Source organism: Polaribacter sp. Hel1_85 (assembly GCF_000766795.1).
In the GTDB taxonomy this organism is placed as follows: domain Bacteria; phylum Bacteroidota; class Bacteroidia; order Flavobacteriales; family Flavobacteriaceae; genus Polaribacter.
The window spans coordinates 731445-752210 of sequence record NZ_JPDS01000003.1; the positions used below are offsets into that span (position 1 = coordinate 731445).

At 27.8% G+C, this 20766-nt stretch carries 23 protein-coding genes and 1 pseudogene; 16 read left to right on the forward strand and 8 right to left on the reverse strand.

Features of this window, described 5'->3' with window-relative positions; genetic code table 11:
- Positions 1-288: 288 nt before the first annotated feature.
- The 9 genes from PHEL85_RS16795 to PHEL85_RS16835 all read left to right on the forward strand — a co-directional run bounded on the left by PHEL85_RS16795 (position 289) and on the right by PHEL85_RS16835 (position 8061).
- On the forward strand, positions 289-1137 hold the full coding sequence (locus PHEL85_RS16795; RefSeq protein WP_036827812.1) for a hypothetical protein: 849 nt from the start codon (positions 289-291) through the stop codon (positions 1135-1137).
- Positions 1137-1916 (forward strand): hypothetical protein, encoded by a 780-nt coding sequence (locus PHEL85_RS16800; protein ID WP_156109289.1) that lies wholly within the window; start codon positions 1137-1139, stop codon positions 1914-1916. Before PHEL85_RS16795 ends, PHEL85_RS16800 begins: the two co-directional genes overlap by 1 nt.
- Entirely contained in the window at positions 1916-2185 is a 270-nt protein-coding gene (locus PHEL85_RS16805) for a PqqD family protein (protein ID WP_036827817.1), read from the forward strand. The genes PHEL85_RS16800 and PHEL85_RS16805 overlap by 1 nt, the downstream gene beginning before the upstream one ends.
- Positions 2182-2628, forward strand: a complete 447-nt coding sequence (locus PHEL85_RS16810) for a S24/S26 family peptidase (RefSeq protein WP_156109291.1) — start codon at positions 2182-2184, stop codon at positions 2626-2628. Before PHEL85_RS16805 ends, PHEL85_RS16810 begins: the two co-directional genes overlap by 4 nt.
- Entirely contained in the window at positions 2606-3679 is a 1074-nt protein-coding gene (locus PHEL85_RS16815; protein ID WP_036827821.1) for a nucleotidyltransferase family protein, read from the forward strand. Before PHEL85_RS16810 ends, PHEL85_RS16815 begins: the two co-directional genes overlap by 23 nt.
- 50 nt (positions 3680-3729) lie before the next feature.
- Positions 3730-5265 carry an ATP-binding cassette domain-containing protein gene (locus tag PHEL85_RS16820; RefSeq protein WP_162179445.1) on the forward strand — a complete coding sequence of 512 codons (1536 nt, stop codon included), beginning with the start codon at positions 3730-3732 and terminating at the stop codon, positions 5263-5265.
- A gap of 228 nt (positions 5266-5493) precedes the next feature.
- Positions 5494-6648, forward strand: coding sequence for a glycosyltransferase (locus PHEL85_RS16825; RefSeq protein ID WP_162179446.1), 1155 nt, complete (start codon positions 5494-5496; stop codon positions 6646-6648).
- The gene (locus tag PHEL85_RS16830) at positions 6638-7156 is read left to right on the forward strand and encodes a hypothetical protein (protein ID WP_036827827.1); all 519 of its coding nucleotides are present in this window, start codon (positions 6638-6640) and stop codon (positions 7154-7156) included. The genes PHEL85_RS16825 and PHEL85_RS16830 overlap by 11 nt, the downstream gene beginning before the upstream one ends.
- Positions 7153-8061: an endonuclease/exonuclease/phosphatase family protein gene (locus PHEL85_RS16835; RefSeq protein WP_036827830.1), complete on the forward strand. Its 909-nt coding sequence runs from the start codon at positions 7153-7155 to the stop codon at positions 8059-8061. Before PHEL85_RS16830 ends, PHEL85_RS16835 begins: the two co-directional genes overlap by 4 nt.
- Before the next feature lie 132 nt (positions 8062-8193).
- Here PHEL85_RS16835 and PHEL85_RS16840 read toward each other — a convergent pair whose 3' ends face one another.
- Both PHEL85_RS16840 and PHEL85_RS16845 read right to left on the reverse strand, forming a co-directional pair.
- Positions 8194-8415: a hypothetical protein gene (locus tag PHEL85_RS16840; protein ID WP_036827831.1), complete on the reverse strand. Its 222-nt coding sequence runs from the start codon at positions 8413-8415 to the stop codon at positions 8194-8196.
- Positions 8416-8467: 52 nt separating this feature from the next.
- On the reverse strand, positions 8468-8698 hold the full coding sequence (locus tag PHEL85_RS16845; RefSeq protein WP_036827832.1) for a helix-turn-helix domain-containing protein: 231 nt from the start codon (positions 8696-8698) through the stop codon (positions 8468-8470).
- A 179-nt stretch (positions 8699-8877) separates the two neighbouring features.
- Here PHEL85_RS16845 and PHEL85_RS16850 point away from each other — a divergent pair, with 179 nt between their 5' ends.
- Together PHEL85_RS16850 and PHEL85_RS16855 are read left to right on the forward strand one after the other, a co-directional pair.
- Positions 8878-9285 (forward strand): hypothetical protein, encoded by a 408-nt coding sequence (locus PHEL85_RS16850; RefSeq protein ID WP_036827833.1) that lies wholly within the window; start codon positions 8878-8880, stop codon positions 9283-9285.
- A gap of 4 nt (positions 9286-9289) precedes the next feature.
- The gene (locus PHEL85_RS16855; RefSeq protein ID WP_081965180.1) at positions 9290-10294 is read left to right on the forward strand and encodes a DUF1566 domain-containing protein; all 1005 of its coding nucleotides are present in this window, start codon (positions 9290-9292) and stop codon (positions 10292-10294) included.
- Between the two features lie 58 nt (positions 10295-10352).
- Here PHEL85_RS16855 and PHEL85_RS16860 read toward each other — a convergent pair whose 3' ends face one another.
- The 5 genes from PHEL85_RS16860 to PHEL85_RS16880 are packed head-to-tail and all read right to left on the reverse strand — an operon-like array spanning position 10353 to position 13068.
- Complete coding sequence (locus PHEL85_RS16860; protein ID WP_036827835.1) at positions 10353-10793, reverse strand: hypothetical protein; 441 nt, start codon at positions 10791-10793, stop codon at positions 10353-10355.
- A 7-nt stretch (positions 10794-10800) separates the two neighbouring features.
- A complete protein-coding gene (locus PHEL85_RS16865; protein ID WP_036827838.1) occupies positions 10801-11304 on the reverse strand; it encodes a hypothetical protein in 504 nt (167 codons plus the stop codon).
- A 33-nt stretch (positions 11305-11337) separates the two neighbouring features.
- Positions 11338-11874 (reverse strand): hypothetical protein, encoded by a 537-nt coding sequence (locus tag PHEL85_RS16870; RefSeq protein ID WP_036827840.1) that lies wholly within the window; start codon positions 11872-11874, stop codon positions 11338-11340.
- A 23-nt stretch (positions 11875-11897) separates the two neighbouring features.
- Positions 11898-12617 (reverse strand): DNA adenine methylase, encoded by a 720-nt coding sequence (locus tag PHEL85_RS16875; protein ID WP_052108639.1) that lies wholly within the window; start codon positions 12615-12617, stop codon positions 11898-11900.
- Entirely contained in the window at positions 12607-13068 is a 462-nt protein-coding gene (locus PHEL85_RS16880) for a JAB domain-containing protein (RefSeq protein ID WP_036827843.1), read from the reverse strand. The genes PHEL85_RS16875 and PHEL85_RS16880 overlap by 11 nt, the downstream gene beginning before the upstream one ends.
- A 206-nt stretch (positions 13069-13274) precedes the next feature.
- Here PHEL85_RS16880 and PHEL85_RS16885 point away from each other — a divergent pair, with 206 nt between their 5' ends.
- Complete coding sequence (locus PHEL85_RS16885) at positions 13275-14366, forward strand: hypothetical protein (protein WP_036827845.1); 1092 nt, start codon at positions 13275-13277, stop codon at positions 14364-14366.
- 50 nt (positions 14367-14416) lie between these two features.
- Here PHEL85_RS16885 and PHEL85_RS16890 read toward each other — a convergent pair whose 3' ends face one another.
- The gene (locus tag PHEL85_RS16890; protein ID WP_162179447.1) at positions 14417-15601 is read right to left on the reverse strand and encodes a type IV secretory system conjugative DNA transfer family protein; all 1185 of its coding nucleotides are present in this window, start codon (positions 15599-15601) and stop codon (positions 14417-14419) included.
- 157 nt (positions 15602-15758) lie between these two features.
- On the opposite strand from PHEL85_RS16890, the gene PHEL85_RS18035 reads away from it, so the two are divergent.
- The 4 genes and pseudogenes from PHEL85_RS18035 to PHEL85_RS16905 all read left to right on the forward strand — a co-directional run.
- A complete protein-coding gene (locus PHEL85_RS18035) occupies positions 15759-16355 on the forward strand; it encodes a hypothetical protein (RefSeq protein WP_052108640.1) in 597 nt (198 codons plus the stop codon).
- 72 nt (positions 16356-16427) lie between these two features.
- Complete coding sequence (locus PHEL85_RS18040) at positions 16428-16982, forward strand: SIR2 family protein (protein WP_052108641.1); 555 nt, start codon at positions 16428-16430, stop codon at positions 16980-16982.
- Entirely contained in the window at positions 16979-18892 is a 1914-nt protein-coding gene (locus PHEL85_RS16900) for an ATP-binding protein (protein WP_036827849.1), read from the forward strand. The genes PHEL85_RS18040 and PHEL85_RS16900 overlap by 4 nt, the downstream gene beginning before the upstream one ends.
- Positions 18893-19033: 141 nt before the next feature.
- Positions 19034-19930: pseudogene (locus PHEL85_RS16905) on the forward strand (recombinase family protein); the annotation flags it as partial.
- Between the last annotated feature and the right edge of the window lie 836 nt (positions 19931-20766).

The window sequence follows — 20766 nt, forward strand, 5'->3', positions numbered from 1 at the left end:
TATTTATCAACAACCATTAGAAACTAGAGCAGGAAGTTCTGGAGGTGGTCCAAGTTAAGTAAGTTACTAAATTCTGAATACAAATAATTAAAACTAAAAAAACATGAACATAGACAAGAAAGTTTACGTTTCTCCAATAGTTTTATATCAACAACCTCTATAAACCAGAGCAGGTAGCTCGGGCAGTCCATTATAGTTAATAATGAGATTAAATTAAGTAAAAAACTCTATTAAATTATTCAAGAGTCAGCAAATGTTGGCTCTTTTTTTATTAATCTAATAAAAAATATGCTGTCAATTTTTAAAAGAAAACTTATAGATGTTTTTAACATTACACCTTCAGATTGGGTATATAGTCATTGTATATCAATCAAAGATTTTACATTTCAAGTGAACACAAATAATGAAAATCTAAACTTTTATTTAAAAGAAACCCTTAAAGAGTTTATAACCAAACAAAATTCTGATTATACTTTTAATTTTTTAAACTTTAAAAAGCATTCAAAATTTATTGATAAAAAAGATAGTTTAGTAATTAAGCATATTAGATTTTTTGATACTTTTTTTTATTACAGACAGCACAAAAACTCAAATTTAATAGATGTTTTATTGCCAAGTAAATTTGAAAATTGGGAAGTTGAGAATTTTTTTAAAATTTTTATTTCTAGTGTATCCCTTAAACATAATTGTTTATTAATTCATGCTAGTGCAATTATAATAGATAATGAAATAGTGTTGTTTTCTGGACAATCAACAGCAGGTAAATCAACAATAGCAGATTTATCAGGTTATCCAATAATCCATGATGATAATATTTTAATTTCTTACCTTGGTAATGAAATCTTTGAAATTGTAACAATACCATTTAAAACACCATATAAAAAACAATTCTTTAAAGGTAAAATTAAAGGTTTTTACAGACTTTTTCAAGATAGACAAACTTATGTAAAAGATATAAATATAGAGAAGCAGCTATCTCATTTAATATTTGGGTTGTGGGCTTTTGATCATTTTAATAATGAAAAAGACAACAACTATAATAATGAAGTTTTAAGTTATTGTATGAAAATTTTATCTTTATTAAAAGTGAAAGAATTGTATTTTACAAAAACAAAAGATTTTTTAGAAAAGATTTAATGCAAGAAATAGTATTACAAATTGCGGGTATAAGAATTCAAATAAAATCTAGTGTTACTGGAATCATTAGTAGATTTAAAGAGTTTTATCATAATTTTATTATTGATGAAGTTGTTGAGATTGATTATCAAATTAATGTGATTATCGAAGAGTTTAATATAGAATTTAAAAACCTAGAAAAAAAAGGATTTAATTTTCAAGGTTATGCTTACAAAAGTGATAATGAAAAATCAACTTTGATAATTCCAACAATTAAAAATTCTTATCAATATACTGAAGAGTTTTTGCTTTTTCTTTTCTCTAAATTATGTATCAAAAAATCTAAGCTAATTTTTCATTCTGCAACTTTAATAGATAAAGATGATAATGCCTATGTTTTTTTTGGTCCCTCTGGAGTAGGTAAAACGACTATTTCTAAAAAACTGATTGATTATGAGGTTTTTTCTGATGATATGGTAGTTTTAGAAAAAAACAATAAAGAATATATTTTACATAAAACTCCTTTTGAAAGGGCTAAAACATATTCAAAACCGAAAAGTGTAAATATAAAAGGATTTTATAGGCTAGTACAGTCTACAAATCTAGAGAAAAGAAAACTAGACAGGGGAAGTGCTTTTAATTGTTTCTTATCAAACTTATGGTTTGATAACTATGAGAAAAATGATTTAGAACCTTATTTTGAAGTCATTAAAGATATTGTAAATAATATTCCTGTTTATGAATTATATAACAGTAAATTAACTAATCAAAACGAAATAATTACTATTTTAAAACACTAATGGAAAAAATTAATTTAACAGAAGATGTACTTGTTCAAATTATTGATGAACAAGCTGTAATAGTCTCTCCTAGTGGAGGGATAATAACTACAGTAAACGAAACTGGGGCTTTTATTCTCCAATTTCTTAAAAACAACAATAATGCTAGTACAGAAAAATTAGTAGAAGCGCTACAAAGTGAATTTGATGCACCAAAAGATATTATAGAAAATGACGTTGTTTCTTTTATTGATATTATGTTAACTAATAAAATAGTAAGTAAAATTTGATATTTAAAATTAATGGAAATAGTATGTGGCCATTATTAAAAGATGGAGATGAAATTTTAGTGTCTAATGATTCATGTGTATTAAAAAAGGGCGATATTATTACTGTTTGTAACAGGTATGGTAGAATTCTAACACATAGAATAATTGATGAAGTTACTTTGGTTACAAAAGGAGATAATAATGTTTATCCCGAAAAAGCTCTTTTAAAAACTTCTTTTGAATTATTAGGAAAGGTAGATTATGTTATTAAAAAAGGAAGAAAAATAAATATAAATAAATACAATACCATTTTTTTAAAATACTCATCTTTTGAGATGAAAACGTATGCTTATATAAAAAAACATATTCCTTTCAATAGCCTTATATATAGTATAAAAAAAATAATGTATCCGATATTTATCTTTACCTTAAAAATATATTATGGAAGAGATTATCAAATTTAAAAAGAGTTTTTTAAAAGGTAGTTTTATTGAGTTTTTTGAAAATTTTAATACTGAAAATAAAGCAAAAAAACTTGAATTTATTATATACCTTAAAAAGATAAATTTAGACTTATTTTTTTATCAGGGTTTAAAAAAAATCAAAAAGGAAAATCATTTAGATGATGAATTACTAAATTTACTAAAACAAGAATTCCTTTTAGAAAAAGGTCGAGATGAATTTTATAAAAATCAATTTCAAGCTATTGTAAATAAAGCTAATTTCCCAATTCTTCTTTTAAAAGGGTGGCGGTTGAGGCAAATTATTGGTTTTGATCTTTATAAAAGAAGTTGTGATATAGATATTCTTGTTAGCGAAAAAGATTTTAAAATAGCTATTTCTTTTTTAAAAAGAGATTTTAATTTTTTTAAAAAGTCAGAATATATTGCTTATGGGCAACAATGTTTGCTTAATGAAAATAGTATGTGTATTGATTTGCATAAAAAACTGATTGCTTTTCAAACATTTGATGCATTTTTTAATTTAAGTGCTAAAGAATTATTAAAAGAATCTTATTTAGCAGAAAGAGAGCCTAATGTTAGCTATTATGTTTTCAATTTAGAAATGGAATTAATTCATCTTTGTATTCACTTTTTACTCCATCATGAGGGTTATGGCTTCATTTTGGTTTATGAGCTTAAGTGTTTATTAAATAACCACCTTTTAAATATCAACAAAGAGAGATTTATTAGTTTAACAGAAAAACATAATTGTTTGTCTATTGTGATTTATAGTCTATTAATTGTTCAAGAATTATGTAAGTTAGACGATGCTGTTAAAAATTGGATTATAAAATTTGTTGAAGAATTCGATTTGAACTTACATATTAGAAAATCCTTTAATAAAGAATTTAGTGAACATTCTTTTTATAAGGATAAAGGTATATCCAATGAAATATTAGAAAAATTATTAATAAACAACTATAAAGATAAAATTTCATTTATAAAGGCAGATATCAATTTTAAAACCTACTGTTTCTTTAAATCTTTGGGCGAAACTATAAAAGTTGTATGATAAAAAAAATACTCTCACATAAGCGTTTTTTTAAATTACTGAAAGAAAGTATGAGTAGTTTTAAAAAACGAATTATTATTTTAGTCTTTCTGATTTTGATGATAACTCTAATTAATATATATCTACCACATTTATTTGGAAGATTAACTAGTCTGTACACTAGCAATAAATTAGAAAATACGTTGATGTTATTAATTATTTCTTTGTATGTTTTAAAACTTATTATTCAATATTTTGTTTCTTTTTACACTAATTATTTTTCTGGATCTATTTCTCTTCAATTGAAATCAACCCTAATAAAACAGTATGTTCAAGCAAATAGTATTCACACGTCATATATTAAGTCTGGAGACTTTCATCAAAGAGTATTTAATGAAACTGGGCTGCTTCAAGGGAAGTTGATTTTTGGAACCATCCATTTTCTTAAAGACATAGTATTTTTTATTTTACTCTTAATTAATATTTTTCTAATTTCACCATTATTATTTTTTGACCTTATATTTTTTTCCTTCCTCCTGTATTTATTTCATAATAAAATTAGTGGTAAAGTAGAACATATAAATCAAGAGAGACAAATTGAAAATGCAGAACTCTCCAGCTTTTTTCTTGAAATATTACAAGGAAAAAACGATATAATTATATTTAACTTATTACAGAAAGTTATTAATTCAGTTCTAGATATTACACAAAAAATAAAAAAACAAATACGTTTAAGTGCAATATATCAAGGATTAGCAGATGTGTTTTTAGAAATATTGATAATTTTTTTTATTGGGTCAGTAATACTCATTTTGCTAATAAAAAGTATGGAACTCCCTACAATTATAACTACTCTTGGGTTTATTATTTTCTTATTATGGCCACTTAAAAGTATTAATTCATACTTAATGTCTTTACACATTGTATTACCATCAATCAAGAGAATAGAACAAGTACTTGAGAAAATGGAAACAACTACATTTGGATCTAGAAAAATAATTGAAACACCAAGAGACACATCTATTTCTATTAAAAATTTATCTTTTAGTTATGGTAATCAACTTATTTTTAACCAATCTAATTTTTATTTTCCGAAAGGAGTCTTTTTAATTTCAGGAAAAAATGGTTCAGGAAAATCCACATTAGCAAACTTAATCTCTGGTATTGTTCCTCACGATGAAGGTGAGATAATTATTGAAGTTCAAAAAAAGTCTAATGCAATAGGGTTAGTTTCTCAAACACCTTTTTTATATAATGATACTATCGCAGAAAATTTGATGATTGATGAGTTAATAACTGCTAAAGAATTAGATGAAATTGTTCAGATATATAGATTGAAAGAAATATTCAAGTTTGATTTGACAAAGAATGTTGGAGAAAATGGAAAAAATCTATCTGGAGGTGAAAAACAAATAATTAGTATCTTAAGAGGGGTTTTAAAAAACCCAAGTATTCTTATATTAGATGAGTTAACCAATAATCTCCCTATTGAAGTATATGAAGTATTTATTAAAAAAATTGTTTCAAGCAGAAAAAATAAAATCACAATTATAATGTCTCATCACAAAATAGATCCTGTTTTTTTTGATAAAGTAATAAAAATTTAAAGTCCTATGAATATATTTTTTGGTAGTCTATTTACGTTAGTTATTCTATCTTTTTGTTTCCTGTTGTTGATAAAAAGTATAAGGTTAAAAAAAATCATCCCACTTGTAATCTTAATTGGGACTATTTGTTTTTATCTACTTTGTTTCTTTAATAAATTTATTTTTCACATAGCTTGGATACTTTTTCTTATTCCACAAATTTTATTTCTACTCTATGTATTCCTCTTTATGATGATTTCTTTATTTAAAAGAAAAGTTACGTCTAACAACAATATTGAGGAAGAGAAAAATATTTATAAGCCTGTTTCTATTGTTGTTGCTGTTCATAATGAAGAAAACGTTGTTACTGATACAATTAATAATCTTTTAAATTTAAACTACCCTAAAGAATATTATGATATAACTTTTATTGATGATTTTTCTAAAGACAAAACAGTTGAAATTCTAAAAAGCTTTAATGATAAAATAAATGTTATTGATAGGTCTCTTGATACAGATTCTAATGTTATGAGAGGAAAGCCAGCAGGAATTAATAAAAATATAGATAAGTTAAAAGGAGAACTTATCTGTGTACTTGATGCGGACTCAATTATAGAGAAAGATTTTCTCAATAAATTAGTCCCAAAATTTGAAGATGAAAACTTAGGGATGGTACAAGCTAGAAATACTTTTTACAATAAGAACTTTAACTTTATTACACGTTTAACATCTTTGGATATTTATTCAATGCAACACACCATTTATATTCCTCTAAGTAGTTTAGGGTTTGGGATGTTTGAAGGAAGGGCTGGTATCTTTAGAAAAGAGGTTTTTAAAAAATTGAATGGTTATGATACTTCATTACCTGGAGAAGACTTTGATTTTGGTTATAGAGTAACTTTGGAGGGGTATAATTCTTATTATGACGATTCTGTATTTTCAAAAGAACAAATAACGGAAACATTTTATGAATGGTTAAAACAAAGAAAGAGATGGTTAGGAAATCATGTATTATCATGTTTTAAAAATTTAAAGCCACTATATGATAATAAAAACTTATCATTTTCTAAAAAAATTGCTGCTTTTTTCTTTATGATAAATTTATTATACGCTTTTACATTTAACTTTTTTGGTCCTTTAATACTTATTAGCGAATTTAAATATACATCATCATATTCTTATATTTTTATTTTATCGTTTAGTTTGACCGTTATTTTCTTTTGTTTTTCTTATATTTTGCGAACAATGAAAATTTGGCTAATCCTGTTAATCCCAGTAATGATAATATATTATTGGATATTTACTATTATTCAAACATGGGTATTTATTAATGAAAAAGTATTAAATTATAAGCTTTCTTATAAAAAAGCATTTCATAGAAAACCTTTAACAAATGAAATATAAAATTATCCCTTTAGTAGTATTTATTAGTTCAATTAACTTGTTTTGCCAAGAGAATCAATGGAGTGTTGGTCTTGAAGGTGTATCAACAACTAAAGGGTTATTTAATTATCCATCAGTTGGTCTTGATTTAGATAATATAAAAATTCAAGCAGGGTTTTTAATTGGAAAAGAATATATAAATAATGAGGCTGTATTAGGTGGTCAGCTAGATGTTATTTACTTCCCGAATAAAAAGAGAGATGATGCTTTCAATTTTATATTTATAGGAAATATTAACTATTTTAGAAATACAACATCGCTCAATTTTTCAGAAGTAACAACAAATTTTATACAAGGAACTTTAGGATATGGTTTTATCTACTCAATTACAAAAAAACTAAACTTTAAAAGTAATATAGGATTAGGTATGCTTTTGGAAAAAAGAGCTTTTAACTTTGATACAAACGCCCCAGTTAATAAGCTAGGATTTTCAGGAATAATCTCAATTGGAATAGTATACAAACTATGAATAAATTAAAATATTTTTTAATATTGTTTTTACTTACTTCTTGTGAAGATTTTTCTCTTTTTCAAAGAGATCAAGAAACTATTCTATTCTCAAAGAACATCAAATCCTCGTCTGTTTTTGATGAAAATATTCTCATTGCTACCTTCAATATGAAACTTGGATTTTGTCAAAACTGTGACCCATTTTCTGGAGAATTAGGAGGTGACCATCAGCAGTTAGATAGAGTTGTAGATATGATAAATCAAATGAGTTTAGATGTTGTTGCTTTTCAAGAAGTTGGATACGAATATGATACTTCAATTATTGAAAACCAAATACGTTACATAGCTGAAAGAACTCAAATGAATTACACTTATGGTATGGGAAGAGCTCTTCAAGGCAGCCATTTGTTTTTAAGAGGATTTATTGGTAATGCTATTTTATCTAAATACGAAATAACTGATATTGATAACCCAGCGATTAGGTACATTGACTATTATAATCAAAATCATTGTTTAAAGGTTAAGTTAAAACTTACAGAATCAAAAGAAATAACAATTTTAAACACACATTTTGAATCTGGAAGTACAGATGATGAAAAAAAATTACAGATTAATAGAATAAAAGAAATTGCTCAAAATATAGATACACCAATTATTTTTACAGGAGATTTAAATATGTCTTATACCATTAATAATTATTATTTAGAAATGTTTAATTCTAGTTTTTTTAATTCTTTGGAAAAGATAAATACAAATGATCGACAAAATGTTATAAATACTGGAACTTATATTAATGGCTCTGTTTTAGATTATATTTTTTTTGATGAAAATAATTTTTCAGTTTTGTCTGGAAAATTAGCCCCACAAGAATATCGAGATATTTCTGATCATTATCCTTATATATTGACGTTAGCTATTAAGTAAAAAAACACTCCTTAAAAGAAGTGTTTCAGTCTTAAATTTTGAAAATTGAATAACTCTTTAGAAAAATATTTCAAATAATTTGAATGAATTTTTTTGTTGAAATTTATACTTGTTTTAAGAGCCTTATTTTAATCAAATTTCATTGGCTTTTTCAAAACCAACCCATCTGTGATTTTCATCAAATCCACGTCCAGCCAATTCAAAACGAATCAGTTTCTCTAGTGGAATTTTACTATGTAAAATAAAGCCTAAAATTTCTCCATCAACAGTAGATAGCATTACGTTAATTTCTTCTAGATGAGGTAAAGGATATTTATCCATTACCTCATCTAGAAGAATATCTTTATAACTCATCTTCTCAATATCATTACACTTTAATTCTAAGGCTAATGATATTTTTATTTAATCAATCAGTAAATTTTAAGAAAAAATATACTTCAACATCTAAACCTCTCGCTACTTTATACAATGTCTTAATAGTTGGAGATGTATGGCTTGCTTCAAGCCTTTGTATTTGTCGTTCATCAATATTAGACGCAATAGCCAAGTCTAATTGTGTCATCTTTCTTTCAATTCGTAATTCACGAATACGAATTCCTATTTTTTTTATAAACACTTTTAATTCGGTCTCTTCCATACTCTTTAATAAACAATTTCAATATCAAAGAAAAATAGATGTATTTAATAAAAAACAACACGACAATATTGTCGTGTTTTGAAAATTAATTATATATTTGAAAATAAAATGACTCACAAATAAACTAATAACAACATTCCTTTTGAGTCAAAGGAAAATAAAACCAAATAGTAAATATTATGAAAACAAAAAATTTATTTATTTTATCGTTAGCAGTAGTACTTTTTAGTAATTGTTCAGCACGTTTAGTTGACTTTACGGTTATAAGTTCTAAAAATCATTCCATTAAATTTAATTTAGAAGATGGAAAAGCAACCAAAGGAAAAAGTATGGGAGTTTTTGGTATTGGAACAAATATTAAAGATGCAATGGACAAAGCTTTAGAAAATGCAGGAACTCAATATGACGTTTTGGTAAACGGTGTTGTTCGTTCTAAAAGTTATTATTTCTATGGTGGGTTTGAGGTAGAAGGAACAGCAGTAAATTCAAGGAAACTTATTGCTCAACTTGGAGCAGATGGTTATAAAAAATGGCTAACTGAACAAATCGTTTTTAATCCAAATAAAACAATATCCAAAGACAATTAAAACTATGAAAAAAATTAAGAATTTTTTGGTAATGACCCTCTTTTTGGGCATTACCATTTCATGTTCAACAAATGAAGAAGGTACTCTTGATTGTTCAGGTTTTACTTTAGATGTAAAAAACTGGACAAACAACTATAATGCTTGGGCTAGCCAAGATGGGGGTGAGCAACCAATTACCTATCAATGGAGTAATGGCTCAACTGATGATACTATTGGAGGTCAAGACGGGGCATTAACCGTTGGGACTTACACCGTGAACGCAACTGACGGACGAGGTTGTACTGTAACAGGAAGCATTACTATAGAGCATCAGCTAGGAATTATAGAAAGCGAAGTTACTTGTATTGGAAGTTATTCAGCAATAATAACTTCGGATGTAACTGAAATTGCAGGAAATGCAATTATTGAAAAAGGTGTTTGCTTTTCTACTTCATCAAACCCAACCATCAATCACACAAAAGTAATAGCAAATAATGTTGGGTTAGATTTTAATAGCAAATTATCATCATTAGCATTAGCAACAAAGTACTATGTTAGAGGCTATGTTATTAATCAAGGAGGTATAAGTTATTCAGAAGAAGTAAATTTCACCACCCAAAGTAGTCCGTCACCTTTTACCATTGGTCAAGAATATCAAGGAGGCATCATTGCTTATATTAATTGTGATGGTTTAAGCGGATATATTATTTATGATGATGGAGTTTTCGATACTTATTCTTGGATACGTGCAAAAGAAATTTGCGAAAACAACACGTTTAATGGATATAGCGACTGGTATTTGCCAAACATTATACAATTACAGCAGATGTATAAAAACTTACATCAAACCAATATTTTCAAATTTGAAACTGGAGCAACGATTTATGATAATTATTGGTCGTCTTCAGAAATTTACGACTCAAGTGCTTGTGGGGATAGAAAACCATATTATTTAGATTTTGATAATGGTAATGTGGAGAGATTAGAAGCGTGCTATCATTTAAACTTTATGCCAGTAAGGAATTTTTAAATTGTTAAAACTAATATAAAAGCCATTCATTTAATATTTTAAATGAGTGGCCTAATTTTTAATTTTCACTAACCCAAATTTCTCTGGCCTTATCAAATCCGCACCAACGATGATTTTTGTCAAACCCTCGTAGCACAAGTTCATGGCAAATTATTCGGTCAAGTGGTATTTTGTTTTCCAATATGTATCGAAGTATTTCTCCATCCATAGTAGTAACCATTCCAATAATAGATTCCCAGTATGGAAGAGATTCTTCATCTTGTCTAATAGCATCAAGTTTTCGGTAAGAAAGTTCAGAATAGTCTTGAGGTAAAATATCAAGAAAAGAATTTTCTATATCATCAAGAGTTGCTTGTTCACACACCGCAAAGTTTCTTTTTGTTCCTGGTATTACTCCAAAAATAATTCCTGCTATTCGATACTTAAAGTTAAGCCACATAGCGTGGTCTATCGCTTTATCTTCCGTATCAAATACATCTAAATAATTATCATCTTTCATAATACAATTATTTCTTTTTTGTTACAGGCTCTTGTTTTGGTAGTACACGTCCATTTAAAGAAATAATATCTGTTCGTGATGACTTTGGATCTGTTCCTTTTTTACGCAATAAACGTTGGGTATTAAATAGAGAACGACATTTAATGTTGAACTCGGTATAATTAACCGCATCATTTTTGTTTTTAAAAGTTTTTACATAACTCTCAAATAAATCACCATTAAGCATATTATTATCTTTTGCTTTTATAATGATATCAAGGGCAACTGAAGCAACAGTATTAATACCACGACTAGATTCTGAAAAATCAAAACCTAAAGATTCAATCTTTTCACGTTGCTTTTCATCAGCATATTTAAGGAGGGTTGAAATATCCTTTTGCTGTTCCTTTAAGCGATTTACAATACTTTGCTTTTCACTTTTGGTTTCTTCAATTTTCACCACTACTTCTTGTAGAAATTCTTGGTCTGTTTTGATGTTTTCTATTAATACATCAACAATACTTGCGTTCATAATTTTCAATTTTAATTAATATTTAATTTTTATTTATTTCGGTAATTTCCAAAGAGTATGAATTCTTAAATCTGATAATTTTAGTTTTCTCTCTTCACAGATAAGTACTAGCTCTTCTTGTGCTTCTTCCTCTGTATCAAAGAAAAAAGTAGGTGCTGTTGTCACGATATATTTATCTTCATTTGTTACGTCAGATGTAAATATGGCAAAGACTTTTTTTGAAACACCAGCTTTTCGATTCAGTGAACTAAAATTGCTATAGTCATACGAATCCCATTTTGAAATTTCTTTCGTTGCGAGGTAATGGGTATAGAGACTTAATTGCTTAAGAATTCGTTCAACTTCTGTTGGTTTTGGTTTCCTCATTTTGACTTCACAATATGAAGCAAGAGTTTCAAAAAAGTGGTCATAATCATTCAATCGTAACGCTTCTTCAATCACGATATCAATTTCTTGTGAACTCCAACCTTCTCTTGTTGCAACATGCCTAAAGAGAGCAGAGAACGTATCTACATTTGTTCTGTACTCTCCAATATCAAGATTAATAGTTTTGTTAATTTCTGTTTTCATTATATTAAGTTTTAAGGTTTGTATTAAATAGGATAGTTAGCAGTCAAAACTTCAACTTTCTTTTTACGTTTTTCTCCACTAATTCCTTTGATATTAGAAAGCGTTTCAAGAAGTCTTACATAGTCAGCTTTTGAATAATCGCTATAGTGCCCCATGTTCGAATTATAGTAAGGGGGATCAACATAGTGGAAAGCATCAACTGCATCTCTGCTTTTAATTACTTTACAGGCATCATTTGATTCAATTTGAGTTCGTTCTAATCGCTTTTGAATTAATTCATCAAAAACCAATTTCTTATTCCAAAATGCTTTGACTCGCTTTCCATATTTGTCATATCCCCAAGAGCCAATTTTACAGGAAAACCCCATATTCGTGGCAACATAGAACGCCCACGCTTGTTGTAGTTTATTAAACAAGTGTGGCATTCGGTAGATACTCCACGCAACGGTATATGTCGCACGTGAGAATAAAGTGGCTTCTATTTTTCCTTTGAGATTATCAAAATCTGTTTGGATAACCTCATAGAAATTAACTACCATATTGTTGATGTCATTAATTGTTTCTGCTTCCACTTTTTCCTTTGCAAAGAAGATTGCACCACCACCAAAAAAGGCTTCGGTATATATTCTATGTTCGGGAATTAAAGGAAGAATGGTAGAAATCATATTAATTTTTCCACCATAATACGATATGGGAGTTCTTGGCATAATGAGAGAGGGAAATAATAAATTATTACAATTCATTTTCTTCTGCCATTGAGACAAAAGATTCAGAAGTAATAACAATATGATCGAGTAAAGAAATGTCCATTAAGGTTGCTAATCGTTTAATTTTTTTGGTTTCTGAAATATCTCTTTCGGAGAAATTTAAGTTTCCACTTGGATGATTATGGGCAACAATAATGGCTGATGCATTGGTTAGTAATGCTAATTGAAATATATACTTTGTATTGGTCAAAACTCCTCTTGATGTTCCTTGTGATGTTTCAGAAACAGCAAGAACACGATTAGCATTGGTGAGTAAGATGACCCAAAAACACTCTCGAAAGTCTAATTGATTATGATTAATATATTTACGTAAAAGTGTATCTACATTTTCAGCACAAGTAATATGTTCACTTTCAGATAAAGGGGGGCGTTTATAATGGATTTCAATTTGTGAGCTACCTAGTAGCTCGTTACTTGGTAGGTTCATAGTTATTAAATTAAAGGTTCATTTGTAATCAGTATGAACGAAATCTGATTATTGATATAGATAACCTTTTTTGTAAGTGAAACAATTAAGCGAAGGTCATGTAACTCATTTTAAATAAGGGTAATACGGTTTTTAATAAGGTGTTTTTCCTTGTAATTGAACGCTAGTTAACTGCGATATTTGCATAAACATAAAACAAAAAAGCTATGAAGAAATCAAGTAATTTTATGACAAAAACAATGATTATTTTTACATTAATGGTAATTACTATTTGTTGTAAAACATTAGTAGTAGATAACAAATCATCAGTAAGTGGGAAAATTTTAAGTACTGATATGGTTCCACTCTCAAATGTTAATGTAAAAAGAGGAGAAAAAGTTATTGCTAAAAGTGATAAAAAAGGAAATTTAAAAATTAATAGAACTAATTTTAAAGATGGAGATGTATTAACTTTTGAAAAAGATAATTTTGTTAGTTTATATAAGGTAATAAAGGCTAATTCGACATTAGATGTTCTAATGAAAAAGAGAAATGATATCGTTGAAATAGAAACTGAAAAAGGAGGGTTTATAAAGTTTGGAAATGGAGGTTCTTTAAATATTCCTAAAAATGCATTTACGATTAGAGGAAAGCTTTATAAAGGGAATATTAACGTTCAAGCAACCTATATTGATGTTACCAATTCTGAAGAAGTAATGAGTGCTCCAGGGGCGTACATTGCTGAAAATAAAGATGGTAATTTATATCCCTTAACTTCTTTTGGAATTATTGAAATTAATGTTAGTGATTCTAAAAATAATATTCCTTTAGATTTAAAAAAGGGTACTGGATTAAAAATATCGTATCCTATAACAACAAAAAATACTCCAGATATAGTAAACCTATACGAATTAAATGAAGAAACTGGATATTGGTCGGAAAGAAGTTTTCTTCGAAATAATGGTTCAACTTTACAAGGTGTTGTAACCTCCGTAAATAGTGCATGGAATGCTGATGATCCTTGTTCAGATGTTCTTGTTTGCGTAAAAATTAAAGTTGTATTTACTAACGGAAACCCGGGATGTGGAATAGGCGCTAAAGGAATTTCGTATCAAGGTTATGATGGATTATATTCTCCTGATATAAATGGATATGTTCAATTTATGGTATGCCCTGATAGTGTTTTTGAATTAGGTGCTTGTCACCCAGTATGCCTAACTTGCCCTGGACCTGTTTATCAAAAAACTATTGATTTATCTACAGTCACGATGAACCCAAGTGGGTGTACTGATTTAGGAACTTGGGTGATTCAAAATTAAAATATAAACAAGAATTAAATAAGATATACAGGTTCTGAAACCTGTATATCTTATTTATCTAATAACTCATTTATCGTAATAGTCTTTGCAGAAAAAGGAGCGGGTGATTTTCCGTTAATTAATAATTTTAAATAAATATGAAAATGCTCTAGGTTAGTGAAGTCTGATGTTTGAAATATAGGATACATTTCTTGAGCCATATATTTAGCATCAGCTTGCCCCAACTTAAAACAAATAATCGTTCCAATATTTCCAAGAACAGCATTTTTAATATCTGTTTGTAATTGGTGGAGGTATTGATGAGCTAGAATGAAACCTATTTTAAACTTCCGTAATTCTGAAAACATATTGGTAAGTGATGCAGTAGTATAATTTTGAAACTCATCAAGATAAATATAGAAAGGAATACGTTTATTTTCTTCAATATTAATGCGACTAAACCCAGCTGATGAAAGGGAAGTGAGTAAGAGTGAACCAAGAAGATGTGCACCATCAGTTCCTAAACTTCCTTTTGAAAGATTTACTAAAAATATCTTATTGGAATCTATAATAGTACGAAGTGAAATTTGTTTTTTATTCTCCACTAGTATTTTATTAATCATCGGGATAGATAAAAAACTACCTACTTTATTGAGTACAGGCAAGATATCTGTTTTTGAATATTTTGGAAATTCTAATTGCCAAAAACGAACAACATTTTTATTGATAATATTTTTCAAACAATCTTTTTGAAAATTTGGTTCTAAAAGTAGTTTAGGAATATCACTAAAATCAGCTTTAGGTTGGTCAAGAAGTGTTAAAATAACATTCCGTAATATATATTCTAATTTCAACCCCCACGATTGCTGACCCCATAATTTTTGAAAGGTTTCTAATATACTTGAAGCTATTAAAGCTCGTTTTTGAAAGCTTACTTTTTTAAGAGGATTGTATCCAATTTCAGTAGTTGGGTTGGTGGCATCAAGCAGGACAATATCTTTTGTTCGATATTCTGGAATGAGAACCAATACTTCTTTTAGTAAATCACCATTAATATCAAATAAACAGAAACCTCTACTATGAATAATATCTTGGTAGATGAGTGTTTTCATAACATTTGTTTTTCCGCTTCCTGTTTTTCCAAGAAGATACATTCCCAATAATCTATCGTGCTGATAGATGCCAAAAAGATCGTTTTGGTCTCTATAATCAACTTGTGCAAAGTAACTAATGTATGGATCAAGAAAGGTTTTCATAGACATAGATTAACGTGTTTGAGTAAGGGAATATAGATAACCCAAAAAAAGAATTGACAAGATTTTTTAATAACTTCAACCAAAAATAAGCATCTGATTTTCATATATTTGTTTGAAAAGAGAATTTAACTTCTATTAACTATGAAAAATTAAAAGAATGAGTGAAATAAAAATACATTTCCAACAAGGTCTAACCGATCTATTGAAAGAAATAAAAAGTTCAAATGATGAAGTAGAAGAGAAATCTTTTCAATTAATTACTGATAAGATAAGTGAATTGTTTAATATGAAAAACATTCACTTTCTTTTTGGTTCTGGGACAAGTGCTGGTGCTATCCCTACTATGATTCAATTGTTTAATAAGGTTGAAGATAAAATCACAAAACTATCAGAAGAACAAAAATCGATTAAAGATGAATTCAATAGTATTAATAAAAGAGTTAAGGACAAGAATTTAGAAGATATTTTAGGAATTCTTTATTCTCACCGAGTGTATTTAAGTGATGATACTGATGAGTCTAAATTAAAAGAGTTTAAGGAGTGTGAGGAATTAATAAATATTATAGAAACAGTAATTTTTGAAAATATTAATGTTGATTTTAATGACTCCTCTATCAAAAAAAACATTGAAAATTACCAAAGATTTTATCGGAAAACTGCCTTAAGAAATAAAGATCTATCAAGGATAAATGTTTTTACTACCAACAATGATTTATTTAACGAAACAGCATTAGATAGCCTCAATATTCATTAAATAAATGGTTTTAATGGTGGCTTAAATAGATATTTTAATCCAGCATTATTTAATTATACATTCTCAAAACGAATGGATACAAGTATTGATAAATTTGAACCAGTTGAAAATATGGTTCATTTATATAAAATACACGGGTCTATAAACTGGGTTGAGGATGTTAAAAATGCAAATACATTTTTTAAAATAAAAGAAGTTTTTAATCCAACAAAAGAGGATAATAATGATCTAATCTACCCTACACCAACAAAGCAAAATAAAAGTTTAGGAAGCCCTTATGTAGAAATGTTTAGAGAGTTTCAACGAAAGTTAATTGAACCTTTGAGTGTATTATTTGTAATAGGTTATAGTTTTAGCGATGAACATGTTAATAACATCATTTATCAAGCATTGGCTACTAATTCAACAATGAATTTAGTAATATTAAATAATGTTTCTGATAAAGAAATTTCTAAAATTGAAGATGATAGAATTTTTAAAATTTGGGGAGAAGACTTAAAAGGTAATAAAATTCACTATTTCAATAATATAGTCGAAAAACTTTTACCAAACGTTAATGCTTTCAAGTTTGAAAGTAGTAGTTTAAATGAGTTTGTTAAATTTTATAATGAAAATCTTAACAAATGAAAATTGGTAAAATAATCACTGTTGAATATGATAAGTTCAGAGTAAAACTATTTCATACTACAAAAACATCAACAGTAAGTCTTAATGGTCAAGTCTATTATTTTGGAAATATTGGAAGTTATTTAAAGACACACAATCCTACTGGGGATGCCATAATCTGTGAAGTGGTTGCTGTTCTTGACCACAGTACTGAAAGTAAACTTTATTCTACATATAATTTGGATAGTTCAAGGGAGTTAGTAATCAAACCCATAGGAACATTAACTAAAAAAGATGAGTTTAATATGGGGGTTGGAATTTTTCCTTCAATTTATAGTGATGTAAATATCGTAACGATTAATGATATAAAATCAATCCTCTCAAGCCATAGAGTAATAGTAGAAGAATCAAAAAATAAGATTCATCAAGAAATTGAAATAGGCTTAAGTAAAAATATGATTAATTATAAAATTAGTTTAAATATCAATAAACTTTTTAATATTCATACTGCTATTTTAGGTAATAGTGGAAGTGGTAAATCTAATACTATTGCACATATTTTACAAGATGTTTTTAGAAAAAAAGAAAATGATGCACAAGGTTCTAAAACTATTTTGTTTGATGTAAATGGAGAATATACTTCTGCTTTTGAAAATTCATTACATAAAAATATCTCAACTAAATTTTATAAACCCAACCATAATTCTGAACTTTTTAAATCTTTTCATCTACCATATTATTTGATGAGTGTAGATGAGTGGCTAGGATTTTTATTAGCATCTGAAAGAACACAAAAACCATTTTGGGATAAGGTGCTTCAAGAATGTTTTAAGTTTTATAAAATATTTACAACAAGTGAAGATGATGCTAAGGAAACATTTATAAATTATTTCAAATGGAAGTTCAGATATATTTTGGCTAATATAATTTCTCAAGCAGATAGTGATACCTCAAAAATTACCGCAGCAAAAGGAATTATTATAAAGTGTAAGGAGATAAATGCAGAATATAATTATGAGGAGCTTACTGATTTTCTTGAAGAACTAGATAATCATTGCAACATCAGTTTCGGAAATAATAATGGTTCTTTAGATACTTATTTATCTGAAATTATTGTAGATGAAGAAAAAGCCATAAAAACTGATGGAGTGAGATTAAGGTCTGGGGAATTTTTTGATCATAAATTTTTAAAAACTGCTGTTGATATTGTCTTATTAGAGGAAGAAGCAAAAGGTAATACAAGAATTAGAGAGTTTACCTCTACAATGTTGAGTAGATTAGACTATTTTATTACAAATCCAGATTGTGATTTTATGAGATATACTGATGTTAAATATGATAATTCAAATGATTATTTGGATAAGGTATTTAATATTGATTCAGAAAATAAAGCACAATTAATCATCATTGATTCAAGCGAAGTAGGTACTGATGCTTTGGAACTCATGACAGGTGTTATTAGCAGAATGATTTTTGATAATAGAAAATTTAAAAAAGGAAATACAAGAAGAGAAAAACCAATTCATTTGATACTTGATGAAGCTCACCGATATATTAAAAAAGATACAGATTATATTCTAAAAGAAAACATTTTTGAGAGAATTGCTCGAGAAGGAAGAAAATATTCTTTATTCTTAATTATTTCATCACAAAGACCATCTGAACTATCTCCAACGGTTTTATCTCAATGTGGAAATTATATAATTCATAGAATTCAAAATGAAATTGATATGAGATTTATATACTCTGTACTCCCATATTTTTCTGAAGATTATACGATTAAAATTAAACAGCAAATACCTGGGGAAGCATTAATTTTTGGTAATTGTGTTCCTATGCCCTTACATATTAAAATTCATGAGGCAAATCCAGCTCCTAATTCAGAAAATTGTGATATTAGTAAAGAATGGTTTACTCAAGAGAATGAATAATGTTATTCAATTTTTTGATGGTTAGCTTTTTTGTAATTTAGTTAAAAACATTAACCTAAATTGAAATACTTACAAAAAGGCTTATTGTTTATAGCGTTTTTTTCGGACTTTATCTAACCAACGGAGCATAAACGTCATGCTACCGTAGCCAATATTTTAAACGATAAAGGATATCGTACTAAACGAAAAAGCTTGTTTTCTGGTACTACAGTAAAACGATTACTCCAAGACCCAACCACAAAAGGAATACGACGTTCACACATCACTAAAATAGACGAGAATGGCAGAACGGTAATGAGAGATAAAAAAGAATGGTATATCCACGAAGCACCACGTATTGTTTCTGATGAGGTTTGGGATGAAGTGAATGCTATTATCCAAAAGCAAGAAAAAGAGAAAATACAACCACTAAACAAAAAAGTTCATTTATTTACCAGCTACTTATTCTGCGAATGTGGAGGTGGCATGTATGTGCCATCAAGTAATCCAAAGTACACCTGTAAAAAGTGTAAACGAAAAATTCACATCGAAGATATTGAAGCTATTTTCAAAGAACAACTTACAGAATTCATTATTTCAGAAGAAGAAGTCAATCGCTATTTTGATGGAACACATACTATCATTCGTGACAAAGAACAAGAGATTGAAAATATTAAAACTAAGATTGAAACTTTAGAAGTAAAAATTCAAAAACTATTTGAACTCCATGAAAAAGGGCAAATTGAAACAGATAGATTCAAAGAGTTTTATGATAAACCTAATACCCAAATACAACAACTCAAACGTAAAATTCCAGAGATTGAAGGTGAGGTATATGCACTCAAAGACCAATTTAAATCTAGCGGATATATTATTGAAGAAGCACGTTCATTATATGAGAATTGGGATAAATTAACCAAGCAACAAAAACGTAATATCATAGAAATCATAACGGAGAAGATAGTCGTGTCCGAACAGGAAGTCAATATAACGCTTAACTATATACTGCCTAGTACTCCTTCTTTGAAAAAGACTTCAAATGGGTCACATGGACTATAATTAATGGCTAGTCCTCGCCTACTTACGAATATTCCTGCGGAATATTCTATCTGGTGTTTATTTACTAACTTAGTTGCTTAAACACGCCACTAACCATACACAACAACGTTGCAAAACATTGTCGAGCAAGTTTGCGGAAATTACTCAAATTTGAAAAATATAATGAAGTAAATTGAAATGACAGAAGAAAACAAACCATCTGAAAAACATATCTTTTTTATATATTTTTGCTATATATCTGTTCTTTTATTAATCATTACAAGTATTTTAAATTTGTGGACAGCTTTAGCTTCTTTAGGAGCGTTTTTTCTATTTTTTATTTGTCCTTTTATAACGGGAATAATAGCTTTTAAAAATTATAAGAAAATTAAAATATCTAAAACTCATAAAAAATTATTCTACTTTTCTTCTTTCTATACTATAGGAGTTATAATTACAATAATATTTGCTCGAATATTTTAATAAAATTAGAACACTCTCTCGCTCGTGAAATTTTGTGAAAATTGAGCAAAATTTTGAATTTACAAATGTTTAAATTAAATCAAACTCTGAAAATTAGTTGGGCGGAATTCTTACTCAAACTCTGAATTTAGAAAGTTTACGGAATTGAGTAAAATGCTAAAAATCTGAATTAAAAAATTAGCAGAAAAATCAGACAAAAATTGAATTTCGAAAAATAGGAAAATGTAATTGTGGAAATAAAAAAACAACGATTTTGCAACACCGTGTATAAAAAATTGCTATTTTTAGCTTAACTAAAAGTTGCTCCATTTTTGCAAACTTCAATTTTTCCTTCGGAAAATTTGCCGTTCTCAAAATTCGCAACTTTCCATAAC